Genomic DNA, 17,539 nt, shown 5'->3' on the forward strand with positions numbered 1-17,539 from the left:
CAAGCGTTACGGTTCCATGCTGCAACGCTTCGCTGCGCTGCACAAGTCATTCTGTGTGAGCGATGGCACTGCTAATCGCGTGCCATCCATCGGTTCGTCATCCCCGCGCAGGCGGGGATCCATATCCTCAAAGGTTGCGCCTCTATCGTCCGGTTCGCCAGTCTGGGTTCCCGCCTTCGCGGGAATGACGAAGCGCCGCTTGATCTGGTTTACGCGCCCAACCCTTCGAGCAAGCCCGGCGTCAGGACTTGTGGCAGGACCGTCGGTTCGGCAGCACCCGGCGCATAGTAAAGATACAATGGTACACCCGCGCGGTTATGCGCCTGAATGAAGCGGCCCATCACCGGGTCGCCGTCGGTCCAATCGCCAATCAGCGCAGCGACCTTGTGCTGGGCGAACGCATCGCGGACGCCGGTGGTGTCGATCGCCGCCTTCTCGTTGACCTTGCACGTCAGGCACCAGTCGGCGGTGAAGTACACGAACACCGGCCGCTTCTCGGCCCGCAGCGCGGCGAGCCTGGCTTCGGTAAACGCTTCGTCGCCGGCGGTCGCGGTCTTCGCCGAAGCAGGCGGCGTTTGTGCGATCAACGCCGCGCTGCCGATGAACACCGCCAGCAACAGAATTTGCGCCACCACGCCAAACGCCTTGCCCTTGCGCTGCCGCGTACCGCCGATCCAGAGGACCACGCCGACGGCCAACACCGCGATCAGCGCAAGCGTCAGCGCTTCCACCCCGGTCTGGCGGCCGAGCACCCAGCCGAGTGCGATTGCGGTCAGGAACATCGGTACCGACAGGATGTGGCGGAACGTTTCCATCCACACCCCCGGCTTCGGCAACCACCGTCGCCAAGACGGGATAAACCCGATCGCAAGGAACGGGAGCGACAAGCCGATCCCGAGCCCGCCGAACACGGCGAGCGCCGCCGGCCCTGGCAGCACCAGCGCCGCGCCGAGTGCCGCGCCCATGAATGGCCCGGTGCACGGCGTCGCGATGAACGCCGCCAGCGCACCGGTCGCGAACGCCCCGCTCGCGCCGCTCTCGCCGGCAAAGCGCGGCGTCGGCACCTCGAACAGCCCGGCGAGATTGAACGCGATCGCCGCGCTCAGCAGGAGCAGGACGACGATCGCCGCTGGATGCTGCAACTGGAACGCCCAGCCGACGACTGAGCCGCCTGCGCGGAGTGCCAGGATCGCCGCGCCAAGCCCGAGGCAGACCAGCACGACGCCTGCGGTGTAGGCCAGCGCCTCGCCCCGCGCGTCCTTCTCGCTGGCGCCGCCGCGTGCAAGGCTCAGCGCCTTGAGGCTCAGGATCGGGAACACGCACGGCATGATGTTGAGGATCAGGCCGCCGAGCACTGCGCCCGCGAACGCGATCAGCGCGGTCAGCCAGATGCTCTCGCCGCTCGCGCTCGTCGAGCCGCTGCCGGCCGTATCGCCGACCACGCCGGGCATCGCCTTGATGCCAAGCCCCTGCCCTTCGCCGATCCGCAACACGCCTTCGATGGGGCCACTGGTCTTCGCATTTGCGGCAATCTTGGTGCTGATCGTCAGCCGGTCGCCGTCACGCGTGACGGTCTGCGCAGCGCCATTCTCGATCAAGCCGGTGGTGACGGGGAAGAAATACGCCTTGTCGACCTTCGCACCTGCCGGGAACGGGATGGCGATCCGCATCGTCCCGTTGTTTGCCGCATAGGTCGCGCCAGCGTCGAGCGGCTTCGGAATCGCCTGCCGCCAACCAGCGAACGCGGCCGCCTGCGATGGCGGGCCGTCACCGATCGTAAGGTCGAGCGAGAGCGCCTTTTCCTCGGGTACGCAGATCGTCGCGGAGCAGACGAGGTAGCTCGTCCTCAGGCGGATCGGTAATTTCGTGCCTGCTGTCAGCCCTGCCGGAACCTGGATCGTCACCAGCGGCGCATACGGCGCTTCGTAGACATAGTTCATCAGCCCAGCGATCAGCAGCGTCGTCGGCACCGGCCATTCGGGCTCGCCCGCCTTCGCGCCCGCGGGCAAGGTCCAGTCGAACGTCGCCGGAAAGCCCGCGTCGCCGGGATTGCGCCAATAGCCGTGCCAGCCGGTTTCGGGCGTCGTTGCCAGCGCGATCGTCAGCGGTGCGCCGGCCTTGGGGTGATCGCTTTCGGCAACCAGCTTCATCATCAGATGCTGGCTGGAGCCGTTCAGCGATTCCGCAAGCGCAGGCCCACTCGCCAGTCCGCAGACGGCGAGCAAAACCGTCATCAGGACGCAACTTAAACTGCGCATGGCCATCCTTGTTTCGTTCATCGCGCAAAGCCATAGCGGTGACCTTGTCGTATTGCACTTCAAAGCGACGGCCCCGCTCGATGGTCGTCGCTGGCTAAAGGACTGTTCGTGAAAGCACTTATCGCCGCGCTTCTGCTGACCTCGGCCGTTTCGGTCTCCGCCCAGACGGCGCCTCCTGCGCCCGCCCCTGCCCCTACGGCGACTCCGACCACGCCGCCGAAGCTGATCGTCGCGATCTCGGTCGATCAGTTCGCCGCCGACCTGTTCCAGCAATATCGCAACCGCTACACCGGCGGCTTCACGCGACTGCTGAACGGTGCGGTGTTCCCGAGCGGCTATCAGAGTCATGCCGCGACCGAGACGTGCCCCGGCCATTCGACGATCCTGACGGGCATGCGGCCCGCGCATACCGGGATCATCGCCAACAACTGGGTCGATCAGCGCGCCGGGCGACCCGACAAGATCGTCTATTGCTCGGAGGACGAGCGCGTCACCGGTAGCACGCACGACAGCTACACCGTCTCCGACATGCATCTGAAGGTGCCGACGCTCGGCGAGATGATGAAGGCGCGCGATCCGCGGACACGCTCGGTCTCGGTCGCGGGCAAGGATCGCGCGGCGGTGATGATGGGCGGCCACAAGGTCGACGAGCTCTGGTGGTGGGACGGCAAGACGTACGTCTCCTATGCAGGGCGTGCTGTGCCGCCGGCGGTGCAGCGGACGCGTGACGCGGTCGCGGCGCTGATCGCCAAGCCGCAGACGGCGCTGCCGTTGCCGGGCTATTGCGCGAGCGTGAACCACCCGATCGTCATCGCGGGCAAGACGTACGGCCAGGGCCGGTTCGAGCGCGAGGCGGGTGACGCCAAGGGTTTCCGCGTGTCGCCAGCCTCCGACGCCGCAGTGTTCGCAATGGCGGCTGCGCTGGTCCAGGACATGAAGCTCGGCAAGGGCCCGCAGACCGACATCATCGATATCGGCGCGTCGGCGACCGACTATATCGGCCACACCTACGGTACGCAGGGCTCGGAGATGTGCATCCAGATGGCCGAGCTCGACCGGACGCTGGGCGATTTCTTCAACGTGATGGACGAAACCGGGGTCGATTACGAAGTCGTGCTGACCGCGGATCACGGTGCGCACGACGCGACTGAGCGCCAGCAGCAGCGCGCGATGCCGATGGAAGCGCACATGGACGAGAACGTGCTGGCCAAGCAGGTCGGCACCGCGATCGCCAAGGACATGGGCCTGCCGGGCAGCGTCCTGCTCGGGACCGAGGGCGACGTCTATATCGACGATTCGCTGCCGGAGAAAACGCGCGCAAAAGTGCTGACGGAGGCGCTGCGCCGGTATCGCGCGATGCCGCAGGTCGCCGCTGCGTTCTCGGCTGCCGAGATCATGGCGACGCCGATGGCCAAGTCGCCATCCGAGACCTGGACGCTGATCGAGCGCGCCCGCGCCTCGTTCGACCCCGACCGGTCGGGGCAATTGGTCGCACTGCTGAAGCCGCGTGTGACGACGATCGTGTCGCCGGCGGGCGGCTATGTCGAGACGCACGGGTCGCCATGGGATTACGACCGCCGCGTGCCGATCCTGTTCTGGCGCAAGGGGATGACCGGGTTCGAGCAGCCGCTGTCGGTCGAGACGGTGGACATCGTCCCGACCCTGGCGGCGACGATCGGGCTGCCGGTGTCGGGGCTGGACGGGCGGTGCCTGGACCTGGACGCGGGCGCTGCGAGCACCTGCCCGAACTGAGGCAGATCTCGCTCGCCTAGTGTGTTCTCCCGCGAAGGCGGGAGTCCAGTCTGGGCTCCCGCCTCCGCGGGAGAACACACTTGTTGGCAGCCGAAGTGCTTCGCTTCGTCGGTTGCCCCCCCCCCCCGCAAGCGCGCACCGCTCCCACTCCCCCGTCATCCCAGCGAAAGCTGGGATATCCCCGTGATGACCATCTGCTTTCCCAACGAGAATACCCCAGCTTTCGCTGGGGTGACGGTAGAACCAGACTGTCTACCGCGTCTCGAACGCCCGCAACCCGGCCCCGAGCCGGTTCGCGCCCAGCGCCAGCTTGTCGTGGCTGTAATCCGCCAGGAACGCCGGGCTTGTGCTATCCCCCGGTGACAGCCGCGCGTCGTTCCCCTCCACCCGCAGACCGGTCGAGCGGTACGTCTTCGCCTCGGCGGCGACGACGATCAGCCCGGTGTGGTTTTCCTTCTGGCGGCCCTGCACGAAGGTATTGCGCGCGATCAGGCCGGTAGCACCTTCGGGCAGGTCGATCATGTAGTTGGTCTTGCGCCCCGCGGTATCGTCGAAGCTGTTGTCGGTGATCGACACGTTCGGCACGCGCAGCTTGACGTAATGCCCGCCCGTCCCGCGCTCGAACCGCGAGTTGGTGATCGTCACGCTGCCCTGGTTGGCCAGATAGATCGCGTGCGCACACCCCGGCGTTTCGTCGCACTGGCCAAGCCCGGCGAAGGTCGAATGATCGATCGTGATCTTCTGGCCGGTCGGCTGCCCGCCGAGGATGCCTTCCTGGCTGTCGAGGAACATCGCGTTGATGACGGTCAGGTCGCCCATCTCGGTGCGGATGCCGGCTCCGTTGCCGTCGGCCACGCGGTAGCCGCGGAATACCAGCCCATCGACCACCGATCCCTGTCCGCGAAGCACGAGCGCCGCCTTGCCTTCGCACGCGACGCTGTCGAAGATCGCGGTGCCGGGCTGGACCGCCTTGAACGTGATGCGCCCGCCGGCCTGGACCGCGCACTGGCGGTAGGTGCCGGGTGCGATCAGGATCGTCGCGGTACCCATGCGGATCGACGACACCGCGTCCTGCAGGTTCGCAAAGCCCTGTCCGTCTACCATGAACGGCGCCGATGTCTGGGCAAGCGCCGGCGCGGCAAACAGCGCGAGGGTCAGGAGCGATCGTTTCATGCGAGATCCTTCTTGTCCGGCGCGTGCCACGCCACGAGGTGTGATCGCACGTAATGCCGCCCCCCTACCAGCCGGTCCGTCGTCGCTTTCGGCGACCGTCCCGAAATGGCGCAGGCGAGAATTCAACCCGCCACGGGCCTAGTCGTCGCCGCTGCTTATTGCCGACACCGGTGCATCCGAATATCGTCGCAGCCGAAATGATGCCGGCGGGGGGAACCGACCGTGCACAGGGGGATCATATGCACGCCATGACACCGACGGAGGTTTTCCTCCTCGCGATGCTCATCATCTTTACCGTGCCGTACCTGGTGTGGCGGCTCGGGCGGACCGATTACTGGGCGCCGCTGGTGGTGGTGCAGATCATCGGCGGGATCCTTCTCGGACCAGGTGTGCTCGGCGCGGTATATCCGGACTATTATGCGACGATCTTCACACCCGCGACGATGGGATCGCTCAACGGCGTGGCGTGGTGGGCGGTGATGATGTTCGTCTGGGTCGCCGGCATCGAGCTCGATCTCGGCGAGGCCTGGAAGCGGCGCGGCGAGACCGGCGTCACCGCAGGGCTAGCGCTCGCAGTACCGCTGGTCACCGGCAGCATCGCCGCGGTTCTGATGTTGCGCTACCCCGGCTGGCGCGGGCCGGACGGCGCGACGTGGCAGGTTGTGCTCGGCATCGGCATGGCCTGCGCGGTCACCGCCCTCCCCATCCTCGTGCTCTTCCTCGAAAAGCTCGAAATCCTGCGCAAACCGATCGGCCAGCGCATCCTGCGCTACGCGAGCCTGGACGACATCGCGATCTGGGGCGTGCTCGCGCTGATCTTGCTCGATTGGGAGCGCGTCGGGCGGCAGGGCGGCTTCCTGGTCGGGTTCGCGGTGGCGACGTTGCTCGTGCGCAAACTGATGGCGCGGATCGAGGAGCGCGACCGCTGGTATGTCAGCCTGATCTGGCTTGCGGGTTGCGGGTTCGCGGCGGACTGGGCGGGGCTGCACTTCATGGTCGGCGCGTTCCTGTCGGGCGCGGTGCTCGATTCGAAATGGTTCACGACGGCCAGAATGGACCAGTTCCGCCACTTCGTGCTGCTCGCGGTGATGCCGGTGTTCTTCCTGTCGACCGGCTTGAAGACGCAATGGGCGGTCGGCGGCTACGCAGTGTTCGGCGCGGCGGCGTTGCTGCTGGTCGCCTCGGTCGGTGGCAAGCTGGCGGGGGTTCACGCCGCCGGGCGAATCCTGAAATGGCGACCGGGCGAGGCGTCGGCGATCGGCTGGCTGCTCCAGACCAAGGCGCTGATCATGATCATCTTCGTCAACATCCTGCTGGATAAGAAGATCATCACCAATGAGACCTTCACCGCGCTGCTGCTGATGGCGCTGGCGAGCACGATGCTGACCGTGCCGATGGTCGCGCCGAAGCTGAAGAAGCTGGCGGGGCTGGTCGGGAAGAGCGGGTAAGCAAACCAGGCAGCCAGCATCCCGATACTGTTCCCCCGCGAAAGCGGGGGTCCAGGAGCCAAGACGGGTATCGTTCGTAACCCTGGGCTCCCGCCTTCGCGGGAGAACGAAAAAGAGATTACCCTCCGGCGTTCAGCAGGTCGTGGCGTTTCAGGGCGTGGCGGAGTTGGTCGTAGCTCAGGCCCAGCGCTTCGGCGGTGGCGCGTTGGTTGAAGCGGTGTTCGGACAGCGCGCGCGAGAGCAGGTCGCGTTCGAAGCGGGATACGCGGGACTTGAAGTCCGAGGGGCCTTCCTCGCACGCGACGACCGGGTCTTCGCCGTCTTCCGGTTCGGCTGTGCGCGGAGCCACCACCATAGGCTTAGGCGCGGTCGACGCCCCCGGCCGATGCGGCGACTGGAACGGGTCGATCTCGATCGCATCGATCGGCCCGGCCTGTTCCCAGCGATACACCGCCCGCTCGACTACGTTGCGCAGCTCGCGGACGTTGCCGGGCCAGCGATACGCGATCAGCGCGTCCATCGCCGCCGGGCCAAACCCTTCCCAGCGCTCGCGTCCCAGTTCGGAGGCCATCCGCCTGCCGAAATGCTCCGCGAGCACCACCACGTCGCCGGTCCGCGCGCGCAACGGCGGCAACGTCACCACCTCGAACGACAACCTGTCGAGCAGATCGGCGCGAAACTCGTGCCGGTCGACCTTGTCCGGCAGATGCTCATTGGTCGCCGCCACGATCCGCACATCGACGCGCATCGGTCGCGACGAGCCGATCCGCGTGATCTCGCCATATTCGACCGCACGCAGCAGACGGTCCTGCGCCGCCATCGACAGCGTACCGAGTTCGTCGAGGAACAGCGTGCCGCCATCGGCCTCCTCGAACCGCCCGACCCGCGCCTTGGTCGCACCGGTGAACGCGCCCGCCTCATGCCCGAACAATTCCGCCTCGATCAGCGTCTCGGGCAGCGCCGCGCAGTTCATGATGACCAGCGGCTGGTCCCACCGCGGCGACAGGCGGTGGAGCCGTTCGGCGACCAGTTCCTTGCCCGTCCCACGCTCGCCGATCACCAGCACAGGACGATCCAACGCCGCCGCCCGCGATGCGCGTTCGAGCGCCGCCATGAATGTGCCGGACTCGCCGATGACCTGGGTTGTTCGCTCCATGGCGAAGATGTGGCGCGAATTCCCAACTCTTGGCAAGCTTGCGGTGCCAGCCCGAAAGCCGAAATCGCGCAAACCCCTGCAATTCCACCATTTTCGAAACTGGCACGACAGATGCAATGCTTCAGGCAACCCGCCGAATAGCGGAACCAACCAGTCTTAAAGGGGACCCACCATGTTCAACACCAACATCGCCCGCACCGTCGCCGCCACCCTCTGCACCATCGTCGTCAGCGCGACCTGCGTCCTCGGCGCAGTCGGCCCCGCGATCGCAACCAACGCAACGCCCATCGCGGTCCACACCGCAATCGTGGCATAAGACCCCGACGGACTCGCTTAGAGCCTCGGGCCGACCCCTGGAGTAGGATTTACATGGGCATCTTTTCCCGCACCCGCGACATCGTCGCCGCCAACTTCGCCGATCTCATCGAGAAGGCCGAAGATCCGTCGAAGATGATCCGCATGATCATCCTCGAGATGGAGGAAACGCTGGTCGAGGTTCGCGCCTCCGCTGCGCGCACCATCGCCGACCAGAAGGAGATGCGCCGCCATATCTCGAAGCTGGAGCAGCTCCAGGACAACTGGACCGAGAAGGCCGAGCTGGCGCTCAGCAAGGACCGCGAGGACCTCGCCAAGGCCGCGCTCGTGGAACGCCAGAAGGCGTTCGACATGGCCGAGCAGCTCAAGGCCGAAGTCGGTGTGCTCGACGATGCGCTGCGGGCATCGGAAGAGGACATCGCCAAGCTCCAAACCAAGCTCCGCGAGGCGCGCACCAAGCAGAACGCGGTGCAGACCCGGCTGGAGAGCGCGAACAACCGCACCCGGCTGCGCGAGATGTACAACGGCCCGAAGACGCACGAGGCGTTCAGCCGCTTCGACATCCTCGACCGCCGCGTCGACGAGGCCGAGGGCCGCGCGGATGCGATGGGGCTCGGGGTCGTCAAGACGCTCGAAGAGGAGATCGCCGAACTGCGCAGCGACGACAAGGTCAACGCCCAGCTCGCCGCGCTGAAAGCGCGCATGAAGAAGGACGATTGAGATGGACACCGTACTCGTATGCGCCACCCTCTTCGTCGGGTTGCCCTGGGTGATCCTCCACTATGTCACCAAGTGGAAGACCGCGCCCAAGATCACCGACGAGGACGAGCGGCTGCTCGATGAGATGCAGATGCTCGCGCGTCGCCTCGAAGACCGGGTGATGACCGTCGAACGGATCATCGCCGCCGACAATCCCGACTGGAAGCCGGGCCTCGGCACGACGCAGTCGGACACCCCCTACCGCCTCGATCGCGACAGCGACCGCCAGGCCGATCGCCCCTTCGAACGGAGAAACTGACATGTCCGGTAGCCGCACACAGTTTTACCTCGACAAGCAGAATGCCAAGTTCAAGGGCGTCTGCTCGGGGATCGCCGATTACACCGGCGTCGATATCACGCTCATCCGGGTCGCGATGGTCGTGCTGGCCGTCGCCACCAGCGGCTGGGTCATTCTCGGCTACTTCGCCACCGCATGGCTGGCGCCCAAGAAGCCGACCGGTCTGTACGAGACGCCCGACGACGCGAAGTTCTGGCAGGGTGTCCGCTCGAACCCGAAGCGCTCGACCGCCGAGGTCCGCAGCAAGTTCCGCGACATCGACCGCCGCCTCGCCGACATCGAGACGCATTACACCAGCCGCTCAAGCAACAGCCTTGCGGCAGAGATCGACAGCCTGCGCTGAGACGCGGCGTCAACAGGGAGAATGACGATGAATTGGGGTGGACCAGGTTTCATTATCGCCATCATCGCGATCACGACCGTGGGTTGGATCGTCAACAACTGGATCCGTACGAAACACGGCTACCCGCCGAGCGATGACTGGGGCAACTCGATGAACTGGGGCGGCGGGCACAAGCAGGACCCGGCTGGCGAACGAAAAGTCGAACTGCTCACCAGCGAGAACGAGCGCCTCACCGGTCAAGTTTCCCGCCTCGAGGAGCGGATCGCGGTCCTCGAACGCATCGCCACCGATCCCGCGGAGCGTACGGCTCGCGAGATCGAAGCGCTCCGCAACCGCTGACGCGTCACCGAAAAGACAAGCACAGGAGATAAGCTCATGAACGGTGGACAGGTGATGGTCGTGATGATCGTCCTGATCGTGATGATTACCGGCATCTTCAAATCGCGCCACAAGAGCGCGCGCCGCGGCGAAGGCGTCTCGCTGATGAACGATCCCGAAGCAGCGCGGCTGCGCGACGAGGTGCAGCAGATGAAGGAGCGCATCCAGGTGCTGGAACGCGTGATCACCGACAACCACAAGAGCGTCGATCTCGACCGAGAGATCGAGCGGCTCCGCGACCGCTAGGAGGCGGACATGATCGACCCGAATCTTTACATCACCTTGGCGCTGGCGAGCCTTGCAGGGCTGGCGATGATCGTGGCCGGCGGACTGGCCGGATGGCGCGGATGGCTCTCGCTGCGGCGGCTGGAACTGGATCATGCGCAGGACGGCCGCATGCCGGTCGCGGTGTCGACCGGATCGCGGATCGAGATCGCCGATCTGAAGGAACGCATCAAGAAGCTCGAGGCGATTGCTGCTGGAGTGGACCTCTAGACTGTTCACCCAAGAGGCATGTTCCCCCGCGAAGGCGGGGGTCCAGTCTGGGCCCCCGCCTTCGCGGGGGAACATGGTGTTGAAGCGCTACGGTCGAACCGCTACCGACCCGCACATGGCCACTCTCACCGACATCCGCGAGGAATATGACTTCCTCGAACCCGACGACCGCTACCGCCTGCTGATCGACCTCGGCAAAGAGCTCGAACCGATGCCGGACGCGCTCAAGACCGATGCGACCCTGGTACGTGGATGTTCGGCGTCGGTATGGGTCTATCCGACCACGACAGACGATGGCCGGCTGCATTTCCTGGCGGATTCGAATGCAGCGATCACCAAGGGGATCATCGCGCTGGTGCTGCTGACGGTGCAGGACCAGGCGCCGGCCGAGATCGTCGCGACCGATATCAAGGCGGAACTGGCGCCGTTCGATCTGAGCAAGCAGCTGAGTTCGAACCGGACTCAAGGGATCCCGAACATGATCGCGCTGATCCGGGAGACGGCAGAGCGGTACGCCGCTTAACGCGGAAACCGTGCCCTCACCCTTCCCACACGGCAAGCGCCGCGCGGGCCCCTTCCCTCTCCCCTCAGGAGAGAGGGAGAGACGCCGAAGGCGGCGAGGGTGAGGGCACGCTGGCGGTCAGTGACGCGACGACCTCGCCCACGTCAGTACCCGCCGGCACCAGCATCCACCGATCCGGCCGAGCCCCGTCCACCATCACCACCGCGTTCTTCGGACACACACCGAGGCATTTGACCTCGACCACGCCGCGGTCCGCCTTGCGCCCCTTCTTCACCCCGAGCGCCTGCCGCAGCAGCTTGACCAGCGGCGTACGCCCCTTCTCGCCAAATCCGCCACCGAGTTTCTTCGAACATTTCCCGCAGACCAGCACGCTCCCCTGCCAGCGGCTGGCAAGAACGCGGATCACGCCGGTTTCCACGTCCGCTGGTCTTCGGCTACCTTCAGCACTTCGTACGCCGCCTGCACGCCCTGGAACCGCTTCGCTGCGTCCTTGTCGTTCGGCCGAACGTCCGGGTGGTTCGCCTTCGCCATCCGCCGCCACGCCGCACGAACATCCTCGAACGTCGCATCCGGCTCCAGGTCCAGCACCTCCAGCGCGCGCATCTCGTCACGCGAACGGCTGCCATCCCCAGACCCTGCCCAGGCATAATGCTTGGGATCGGTATAGCCGTCCGCGGTCCGCGTTTCCGCCGCCTCGCGCTCGGCGGCCTCTTCCGCGCTCAAACCTTCGAAGTAATTCCACCCGCGATTATATTCGCCCGCATGGTGCATGCAGAAATACCAGCGGTCCGGGCTGTTCGGCGACTTCGGCGCCGGGCAATTGCCCGGCTCGTTGCAGCCATGCCGGTCGCACAGCCGGACGGTCACCGCCTCGCTGCTCGCGCCATACTCGCGCCAGCGTGGAAAACCCCAGTCGGTAGATCGTGTCGTACTTCTCGCCATAGCGGCCCGAGATAGGCGTCCGGGCGGACAACGCAACCGCAGGCGTCGAACAGGACCAAAACTCCCCCGGCCCGACAATCTTCCGTGCCGCAACATTCCGCCTTGAGTCAGCAACCGTTCATCGATTACTGAACATGAACTATTTGTCATGTGGCATGGATAGACGCGTCCGGTTCGGACGTATTCCCAGCCGACACCTTAGCGACAGGAGCCCTGGTGCCGACTCTCATTCCAAAGCTTACCACATGGCGCGCGGATCTTCCCGCCTCCGTCGTTGTCGCGCTGGTCGCGCTGCCGCTGTGTCTCGGCGTCGCGCTGGCGTCGGGTGCGCCGCTGTTCGCGGGCGTCATCTCGGGGATCGTCGGCGGTATCGCGGTCGGCCTGTTCTCGAAGTCGCCGCTGTCGGTCAGCGGCCCCGCCGCCGGCCTGACGGTGATCGTGCTCACCGCGATCGAAAGCATGCCGAGCTACCAGATGTTCCTGATGGCCGTGGTGCTCGCCGGCGTGCTCCAGATCTGCTTCTCGCTGACCCGCGCCGGTATCCTCAGCGAGTTCGTGCCCTCATCGGTCATCACCGGGATGCTCGCCGCGATCGGCCTGATCCTGATCCTCAAGCAGATCCCGCACGCCGTCGGCTTCGATCGGGAGGCCGAAGGCATCTTCGAATTCACCACCGCGAACGGCATCAACACCTTCTCGCGCATTTTCGACAGCCTCAGCGCCGCGGTGACGCCGGGGGCGATCCTCATCGCCTCGGTCAGCCTCGCCTTCCTGTTCTGGTGGGATGGCGCCAAACCTAAGAACGGCCCGCTGCGCTTCGTCCCCGGCCCGCTGGTGGTCGTGCTGATCGGCATCTTCGGCAACATGCTGCTCGGCGCGGTGAAGCCCGACTGGCAGCTCCAGGCGACGCACCTCGTGCAGGTGCCGATCACGCAGACGCTGTCGCAATTCCCGTCGCTGTTCACCTTTCCCGACTTTTCCGGGATCACGATGGGCATCGTCTGGAGCAGCGCCGTTACGCTCGCGATCGTCGCCAGCCTGGAATCGCTGCTGAGCGTCAAGGCGGTCGACGAGATCGATCCGCGCCGCCGTTCGACCGACAAGAACTGGGAGCTGATGGCGCAGGGCGGCGGTAACATCCTGTCCGGCCTGATCGGTGGCCTGCCCGTCACCTCGGTGATCGTCCGCTCGTCCGCCAACGTCGACGCGAAGGCCGAGAGCAAGCTGTCGACGATGCTCCACGGCTTCTGGCTGCTGGTCAGCGTCGCGCTGATCCCCGCGGTGTTGAACCTGATCCCGCTGTCGGCGCTCGCCGCGGTGCTGATCGCTACGGGGTACAAGCTGACCAAGCCCAAGCTCTTCACCGAACGCTACAAGCAGGGCTGGACCCAGTTCATCCCGTTCGTCGTCACGGTCGGCGCGATCCTGTTCACCGACCTGCTCGAAGGCATCATGATCGGCATGGTGGTCGGCTTCGTGTTCGTGATCGCGCGCAACTTCCGAACCGCCATCACCTTTGCCTGCGATGACGAGGATTGCCTCGTCCGCGCGCGCCGCAACCTGTATTTCATCCATAAATACGAGTTGCAGAAATCGCTCGACCGCGTGCCGGACAACGCGAACCTGCTGATCGACCTGTCGTCGACCAGCTATGTCGATCTCGACAACGTCGACATCATCAACGCGTTCATCAAGGGCGCCGAGTATCGCGGCATCACCGTGCTGATCCGCGGCGATCTCGCGTTGCGCACGGTAAAGCTGATCAACGCCCCCCAGACCGAGGTACGTTTCGCATGAGGCAGTACAAGCAGCTCCTGCTCGCCAACAAGGCGTGGTCGGCCGAGATCATCGAGGAGAGCGCCGACTTCTTCCAGCGCCAACTGGTCGGCCAGAACCCGGAATTCCTGTGGATCGGCTGTTCGGACAGCCGCGTCAGTCCGGAACAAATGACGATGACGCCGCCGGGCAACATGTTCATCCACCGCAACATCGCCAACCTCGTCAACGACGACGACATGAACCTGATGTCGGTGCTGCAATATGCGGTCGACGTGCTCGGCGTTCGGCACATCATCATCTGCGGCCATTATGCGTGCGGCGGGATACGTGCGACGCTCGACGGTGGCACCACCGGTCCGGTCGACGACTGGCTGGCGACCGCGCGCGGCGTGCTGCACGATCACGCCGACGAGATCGACGCGCAGCCCGATCGCGAGCAGAAGGTCAACCGCCTGGTCGAGGTCAACGTCCGCGACCAGCTGATCCGCCTCGCCCGCACCGCGACGATCCAGGGCGCGTTCGCGCGTGGGCAGGAAGTGCTGCTCCACGGCTGGGTCTACGATATCCGCGACGGGCTGATCAAACCGATGATGGAGATCGACGGTAACACGGTCCTCGAAGAGGTCGGACGACCGGACAAGGTGCTGGTGTAACGCCAGGGCTCAGCCTGCGTCCTTGTTCCCCCGAGTTCGCGGGAGAACAAGGACGTAAGGGACGGCGTGATATTACTACCCCGGCAGCATGAACTTGATCCGCCGCGTCGTAGCCCCGCAACCAAGGCTGCCGTCGGGCCGATACGTCTTGTCGAACTTCGCCATCGTGAAGAACTTGGTCCCCGCCTCCGAGAAGATGAACGGCGGGTAGCTCAGCAACGCGCGTTGATTGACGACGTTGCCATCCGCCCCGACGTCGTACTGGACCAGCGTCCAGCCCTCGAACCCCCAGCGTTGCGCCTCCCTCGGAAATGCTTCCGAGCCCGGGGTAAAGACCATCTTCGGCGGCGCATCCATGATCGCGCACTGGTTCGCCGTGAGGCCGCTCGACGCGAACGTGGCGCGTGCCGCCTCGATCTGCCCTTCGCGTTCCTGGATCGAGGCGATGCGGATCAGCGCGCCGACGCGGAGCGGATCGTTGGGCTTCAACGCCTTGTCGTCCGCCACCTGTCGAAGCACCACCACCGCCGCGTCGTTCCTCGCCGATTTCAGCGAGCGCGCGACGGTGCCGTCGACCATCATCAACCGGATAGCCGCCCGGGCCTGAGGATCGTTCGCATAGACCGGCTCGACCGTCATCGGCGTCAGGATGCGTTCGTACACGCCCGGCTTCCAGATGTCCGCGACCCCGCTGATCCGCCCTGGCAGGTCGAGCGCGAGCCGCGCGCTGGCGGGCACGGCGTTGGCATCCGCGATCGCCAGCGCCTGCGCGTACAACGCCGCACGCTCCTCCCGCGCGACCACGGGATTGTTGGTCAGGCGATAGATCGCCGCCAGCGTAGGCAGACCCGTCGGGGATTGCGCCAAGGCTGCCGACAACGCGGCACGCTGGCCAGGCAGTGCGGCGGCCTGGGGACCGGTCGGCTCCGGCGGGATCGCAACGCCCTTGGTCGTCAGCCACTGCTCCAGCGCGCCATCCAGCCCGTCGCCGATCGACGGACGTTCGAACGCGGTCGAACAGCGCATCTCGACGCGGGCGTGATAGCGGAAGAATACCGGGATCGCCTCGACCCGGTCGATCGGCCATGACCAGTCCTTGACTGCGCGCGCGAACTCGAGCGCAACCCTGCCACCGCCGGCGGCATAGATCGGCGTCACCTGCGCGACGGTGCCGTCGGGCGCGATGCTGAAATCGACGACCGCGACATCCTGTGGCTTCAGCCCGGCCTCGCCGCCGCAGTCCGGCGCCCGCATCTCGCCGGCGGGATCGAACGATCCCTTCGCCATCCGGCCGGCCCCCGTATAGGCCATGTAGCGCCGCGCTTCGTCGGCATCGCCGCCAAGCAGGTACGCGATCGCCGCATCCGAGCGGGCGGAGACGTCGGCGGTATCCATCTTCTGCGTTTCGAGCCCGCCAAGCAGCCTGATCGCCTGCAACGCACTCGCGCGCGCACCTTTGAAATCGCCGGTGTTGAGCCGCAGGATCGTGCGCTGCCGGGCGAAATGCGCCTTGATCGCGGCGTCCAGCTTGATCGTCGCGATCAGCGCGTCGCTGCGTCCCAGCGTTGCTTCCGCCGCCGCCGGATCGACGAAGATCTGCGCCGAGGCCAGCGCCAGCATCGCGCCGAGCTTGTCCCCCGTGTTGATCGCACTGGCTTCCGCCTTTTGCAGCGCGGACACGGCGCCCGCATAATCGAGCGTATCGGTGGCGACGCGACCGATGACGAGATACGCCTTCGTCCGATCCTCCGCGAGGCTGGGATCGCTTTCCGGCAGCAGCGCCAATCCCGCTCGCGCCGCCTTCACGGCGTCGTCCGCGCGATCCAGCGCGAACAGCGTTGGTGCCTTGCGGACCAGGACGATGCCGCGACTACGCGATCCCGGCTTGGTACGCGCCTCCAGCCGGTCCCACGCGATCAGCGACGCGGCGCGATCGCCCTTTGCGTCCAGCGCGGCGGCGGCGTCGAAATCCTGCTGAACGCTGGTCGCCGGCGTCTGCGCGCCGCCCGGTACCGCTGCCGCAACGATCGCTGCAACGCTCGCGCCTATCGACGCCATTCCCCTGATACGCATCACTTCCCCCGACGTAATTTCGTCGCAGTCTGCAATGGTTCGGGGAAGGATGCCAGAGGGTCTGTAAGCCGGGTTCTGTCCATTTCCGATCCTTCGATACGGAAGTTAGGCGACCATTCCTCTAGGACGACGGTTGCCCGCCGCCTCAAGCAATCAACCCGGGTGACGAGCTGAAACGAAGCCCATGTGCCACCCCTATTCGATCTTGCTCCCGGTGGGGTTTGCCGTGCCGCCCCTGTTACCAGGCGCGCGGTGCGCTCTTACCGCACCCTTTCACTCTGACCGCCCCGACCGAAGCCGAGGGTTGGCCGTCTGCTCTCTGTGGCACTTTCCCTGAGGTCACCCTCGCCGGGCGTTACCCGGCACCGTCGTTTCGCGGAGCCCGGACTTTCCTCGCGTGTCCGAAAACACCCGCGGCCGCCCGACCCTCTGGCGAGGCGAGCCCTAGCGTGGGTGCGGACGATGCACCACAGTTTTTAGCGGGTGCGCTAATCCTCGCCCGCAAGGGGGAGGATAATTGTCAGTCGTCGCCCATCGGTTTGGGAAGCAGCAACGCGAGAAGAATGCAGCGACACTCCGCATCGACCTCGCCATCCACCAACTCCGGCCGAAACCGCCGCTGGAACGCCATCGTCGCCGCCATCCGGTTCTCAACGTCGTAGCCGAAGCGTTCCAGCGCGAGGCAGAAGCCGCCTTCGGTCCAGCCCGGATCCATCAGGTTCTTCGTAGGCCGCGGCAACGCCAGCCGGCGCCGCGCCAGTTCGTGCCACGGGAACAGCTCGCCCGGATCGCGCTTGCGCGTCGGCGCGATGTCCGAATGGCCGACGATGTTGCCACGCGTGATCTCGTGGCGATCCTTGATCTCGGCGACCAGCGCCACGACCGAGGCGATCTGTTCGGGCGGGAACGGGCGATAGCCGAACTCGTGACCCGGATTGACGATCTCGATGCCGATGCTCGCCGAGTTGATGTCCTCGATCCCGCGCCAGTGCGAGCGGCCCGCGTGCCACGCGCGCTTGTCCTCGGCGACCATGCGCAGGACGGTGCCGTCCTCCTCGACCAGATAATGCGACGAGACCTTCGCCGCGGGATCGCGCAGCCGGGCGATCGCCGACGGGCCGTCCTTCATGCCGGTATAATGCAGCACGAGCATCGTGACGGGCAGCGTCCGGTCGTCGAAATTGGGTGACGGTG

The 17,539-nt window shown here is 65.8% G+C and carries 19 protein-coding genes and 1 other RNA gene; 12 read left to right on the forward strand and 8 right to left on the reverse strand.

Annotation, left to right across the window (positions count from 1 at the left end; translation table 11 throughout):
* Positions 1-209: 209 nt before the first annotated feature.
* The gene (locus tag VH567_RS01730) at positions 210-2,234 is read right to left on the reverse strand and encodes a protein-disulfide reductase DsbD family protein (RefSeq protein WP_423322638.1); all 2,025 of its coding nucleotides are present in this window, start codon (positions 2,232-2,234) and stop codon (positions 210-212) included.
* Positions 2,235-2,366: 132 nt separating this feature from the next.
* Here VH567_RS01730 and VH567_RS01735 point away from each other — a divergent pair, with 132 nt between their 5' ends.
* Positions 2,367-4,010 carry an alkaline phosphatase family protein gene (locus VH567_RS01735; RefSeq protein WP_423322640.1) on the forward strand — a complete coding sequence of 548 codons (1,644 nt, stop codon included), beginning with the start codon at positions 2,367-2,369 and terminating at the stop codon, positions 4,008-4,010.
* 252 nt (positions 4,011-4,262) lie between these two features.
* Here the strand turns inward: VH567_RS01735 and VH567_RS01740 are convergent, their stop codons facing one another.
* Positions 4,263-5,183, reverse strand: coding sequence for a right-handed parallel beta-helix repeat-containing protein (locus VH567_RS01740; RefSeq protein WP_423322642.1), 921 nt, complete (start codon positions 5,181-5,183; stop codon positions 4,263-4,265).
* A 239-nt stretch (positions 5,184-5,422) separates the two neighbouring features.
* Between VH567_RS01740 and VH567_RS01745 the strand changes: the two genes are divergently transcribed.
* Positions 5,423-6,631: a cation:proton antiporter gene (locus tag VH567_RS01745; protein WP_423322644.1), complete on the forward strand. Its 1,209-nt coding sequence runs from the start codon at positions 5,423-5,425 to the stop codon at positions 6,629-6,631.
* 118 nt (positions 6,632-6,749) lie between these two features.
* Here the strand turns inward: VH567_RS01745 and pspF are convergent, their stop codons facing one another.
* Entirely contained in the window at positions 6,750-7,787 is a 1,038-nt protein-coding gene (pspF, locus tag VH567_RS01750) for a phage shock protein operon transcriptional activator (RefSeq protein WP_423322646.1), read from the reverse strand.
* A 172-nt stretch (positions 7,788-7,959) separates the two neighbouring features.
* Between pspF and VH567_RS01755 the strand changes: the two genes are divergently transcribed.
* From VH567_RS01755 to VH567_RS01790, 8 genes are all read left to right on the forward strand, one after another.
* The gene (locus VH567_RS01755; protein ID WP_181321087.1) at positions 7,960-8,103 is read left to right on the forward strand and encodes a hypothetical protein; all 144 of its coding nucleotides are present in this window, start codon (positions 7,960-7,962) and stop codon (positions 8,101-8,103) included.
* A gap of 53 nt (positions 8,104-8,156) precedes the next feature.
* The gene (gene pspA, locus VH567_RS01760) at positions 8,157-8,822 is read left to right on the forward strand and encodes a phage shock protein PspA (protein WP_056482347.1); all 666 of its coding nucleotides are present in this window, start codon (positions 8,157-8,159) and stop codon (positions 8,820-8,822) included.
* Between the two features lies 1 nt (position 8,823).
* The gene (pspB, locus tag VH567_RS01765) at positions 8,824-9,120 is read left to right on the forward strand and encodes an envelope stress response membrane protein PspB (protein WP_423322649.1); all 297 of its coding nucleotides are present in this window, start codon (positions 8,824-8,826) and stop codon (positions 9,118-9,120) included.
* A gap of 1 nt (position 9,121) precedes the next feature.
* Positions 9,122-9,502, forward strand: a complete 381-nt coding sequence (gene pspC, locus VH567_RS01770) for an envelope stress response membrane protein PspC (protein ID WP_423322651.1) — start codon at positions 9,122-9,124, stop codon at positions 9,500-9,502.
* Positions 9,503-9,529: 27 nt separating this feature from the next.
* Positions 9,530-9,841 carry a hypothetical protein gene (locus tag VH567_RS01775; protein ID WP_423323673.1) on the forward strand — a complete coding sequence of 104 codons (312 nt, stop codon included), beginning with the start codon at positions 9,530-9,532 and terminating at the stop codon, positions 9,839-9,841.
* 36 nt (positions 9,842-9,877) lie between these two features.
* Entirely contained in the window at positions 9,878-10,126 is a 249-nt protein-coding gene (locus VH567_RS01780) for a hypothetical protein (protein WP_132896794.1), read from the forward strand.
* A 9-nt stretch (positions 10,127-10,135) separates the two neighbouring features.
* The gene (locus tag VH567_RS01785) at positions 10,136-10,375 is read left to right on the forward strand and encodes a hypothetical protein (protein WP_423322653.1); all 240 of its coding nucleotides are present in this window, start codon (positions 10,136-10,138) and stop codon (positions 10,373-10,375) included.
* 115 nt (positions 10,376-10,490) lie between these two features.
* Entirely contained in the window at positions 10,491-10,898 is a 408-nt protein-coding gene (locus VH567_RS01790; protein ID WP_423322655.1) for a SufE family protein, read from the forward strand.
* Between the two features lie 64 nt (positions 10,899-10,962).
* Here VH567_RS01790 and VH567_RS01795 read toward each other — a convergent pair whose 3' ends face one another.
* Together VH567_RS01795 and VH567_RS01800 are read right to left on the reverse strand one after the other, a co-directional pair.
* Entirely contained in the window at positions 10,963-11,304 is a 342-nt protein-coding gene (locus VH567_RS01795; RefSeq protein ID WP_423322657.1) for a (2Fe-2S) ferredoxin domain-containing protein, read from the reverse strand.
* Positions 11,301-11,840, reverse strand: coding sequence for a J domain-containing protein (locus tag VH567_RS01800; protein ID WP_423322658.1), 540 nt, complete (start codon positions 11,838-11,840; stop codon positions 11,301-11,303). Before VH567_RS01800 ends, VH567_RS01795 begins: the two co-directional genes overlap by 4 nt.
* Before the next feature lie 216 nt (positions 11,841-12,056).
* Here VH567_RS01800 and VH567_RS01805 point away from each other — a divergent pair, with 216 nt between their 5' ends.
* Both VH567_RS01805 and VH567_RS01810 read left to right on the forward strand, forming a co-directional pair.
* Positions 12,057-13,637 (forward strand): SulP family inorganic anion transporter, encoded by a 1,581-nt coding sequence (locus VH567_RS01805; protein ID WP_423322660.1) that lies wholly within the window; start codon positions 12,057-12,059, stop codon positions 13,635-13,637.
* A complete protein-coding gene (locus tag VH567_RS01810) occupies positions 13,634-14,272 on the forward strand; it encodes a carbonic anhydrase (protein ID WP_423322662.1) in 639 nt (212 codons plus the stop codon). The genes VH567_RS01805 and VH567_RS01810 overlap by 4 nt, the downstream gene beginning before the upstream one ends.
* A 75-nt stretch (positions 14,273-14,347) precedes the next feature.
* Here the strand turns inward: VH567_RS01810 and VH567_RS01815 are convergent, their stop codons facing one another.
* From VH567_RS01815 to VH567_RS01825, 3 genes are all read right to left on the reverse strand, one after another.
* The gene (locus VH567_RS01815; RefSeq protein ID WP_423322664.1) at positions 14,348-16,345 is read right to left on the reverse strand and encodes a hypothetical protein; all 1,998 of its coding nucleotides are present in this window, start codon (positions 16,343-16,345) and stop codon (positions 14,348-14,350) included.
* Positions 16,346-16,393: 48 nt separating this feature from the next.
* Positions 16,394-16,778, reverse strand: an RNA gene (gene rnpB, locus VH567_RS01820) — RNase P RNA component class A.
* Positions 16,779-16,865: 87 nt separating this feature from the next.
* Positions 16,866-17,498, reverse strand: coding sequence for an N-acetylmuramoyl-L-alanine amidase (locus VH567_RS01825; RefSeq protein WP_423323676.1), 633 nt, complete (start codon positions 17,496-17,498; stop codon positions 16,866-16,868).
* Positions 17,499-17,539 lie beyond the last annotated feature (41 nt).

The sequence above is a fragment of the Sphingomonas sp. 4RDLI-65 genome, assembly GCF_049472435.1.
In the GTDB taxonomy this organism is placed as follows: domain Bacteria; phylum Pseudomonadota; class Alphaproteobacteria; order Sphingomonadales; family Sphingomonadaceae; genus Sphingomonas.